Origin of the sequence: Niastella sp., from assembly GCF_045805085.1 — a bacterium.
Taxonomy (GTDB): Bacteria; Bacteroidota; Bacteroidia; order Chitinophagales; family Chitinophagaceae; genus Niastella.
Window position 1 is genome coordinate 1 of sequence record NZ_JBJMLX010000469.1, and the last position, 1,725, is coordinate 1,725.

At 50.0% G+C, this 1,725-nt stretch carries 1 protein-coding gene; it reads right to left on the reverse strand.

The genetic code is table 11. The annotated features are described in order from the left end of the window. Nucleotides 1-92: 92 nt before the first annotated feature. A partial coding sequence (locus ACJ751_RS24640; RefSeq protein ID WP_407748191.1) for a DNRLRE domain-containing protein occupies nucleotides 93-1,725 on the reverse strand: 1,633 nt, incomplete at its 5' end.

Below are 1,725 nucleotides of genomic sequence, written 5' to 3' on the forward strand. Positions count from 1 at the left end.
AAAATCGGCCTGGATTGTGGATAACGGCTAAAAAAGGGCCACCCGCTTTTCACGGATGACCCTATGTTGCTGTTTTTCTCGTTATCAGTAGCCTATTCTTTCACCAGCTTTGTGGCTGTTATTTTACCATTATGCACCATTTTCAGGGTGTAAATACCGGCAGGCAAACGGCGCGGCTCAAAAGTAGCCTGGTGGGTGCCGGCGGCCTGGTTGCCATTCACCAGCACCGCTACCTCTTTACCGGTTAGATCGTATACGGAGAGGTAAACATGTCCGGGCGTTTTCAGGTTAAAAACAATCGTATTGTTGTTTTTGAACGGATTGGGATAGCTCTGCAGGGTGGCGCCGGTTGCAGCTTTGGTCGACTGATCTATCATCGAGGCAACGATCATCCGCTGGGTAGATGTGGTAGCATCTATCACCAGTTGAGGCGGGTTGTTGCCGGTTTCCGCTGAATTGAAAAAAATACGCGAATCGTTCGACGCCAGGCTCTTCAGCGACAGGGCGATGAGTTTGCGACCAGCGGCGATCTCACTTCTTACATAACTGGTAACATCCCAGATGGCATAGTCGTAAGCTGCACTCGGGATATCGGCAGATGCCAGGGCAGTAGTGCCGGCAGCCGGTTTGTTATTCCAGGTCAGTGAATTTTCTGTCCAGCTGGTATTGGCCACAGAGAACACGCCTACTGGTATGGAGGCAACTGTCGTTTGATCTACCTTACCATACACTTTTAATTTTACAGAATTGATAGTGCCGCTCACACTGTTGGCATTGAACAGTAAGTACGACTCGCGGTTGTTACCGGTAGCAGTGGTTGGATTTATTTTCGTCATTAATAAAGTAGAATCAATTACGCCATGCACCAGTGTGGCATTGGCGCCATCACGTACATACGCATCCTGTGTGGGCAACAATGTGAACAGTTGGTTATTGCCGCCTGTACCTGTTTGTATTTTCACTTCTGTATAACTGTTCCAGGCATTCACGCTGTTGCCATGCCCTACAATACGTACATATTTTGCCGTACGTGGCGTGAAGGAGAATGTTTCCAGGTTGTTGGTAGTACCGCTGCTGTGTATATTGGTCAGAACATTACTCCAGACTAAACCGCTGTCGCTCACCTGCACATCAAAACCAGATGTACGGGTAGAGCCCTGGTAGAATGCGATCTGAACGCCGGTAACCGCCGTTGGTGTATTTAAACAGACCTGGATCCACTGCCCATCACCGCTGGCAGACCAACGGGTGTTGAGGTCGTTATCCAGCACATTGGAAGGCAAATTGCCATCGTTGCTGCTGGCAGTAACCGGTTCGCAAACAGGCGTGCCGCCACCAGGAAAATCATCGGCGGGGCTCAGGATGCGCTCGCGGACCCAGGCGCCCGCTGGCTTTAACCTGGCGGGTGTCCATGGACCGTTTGAACAGGTTCCTGTTATCCATACAGCGCCGGAACGAAAATCATCAGAGTAATTCCAGTTTGTCCAGCTGATCTTTTTTCTCGCCATCAGATCGATGTACTGCTGCGCCATGGCGAAGTCGTTGGGACCATCACCGCTGGCTTCCTGTGTACCGAACTCGGTTACGAATACAGGGAACAGGTCTGATGCTTTATTCAGTTGGTTCAAATACTCCGTACGGTGGTCCTTTGCATAAAAGTGGAAGGTGTACATTACGTTCGGGTACGTCAGGGGGTTATTGATTACGTCTTGTAAAGAACCATCG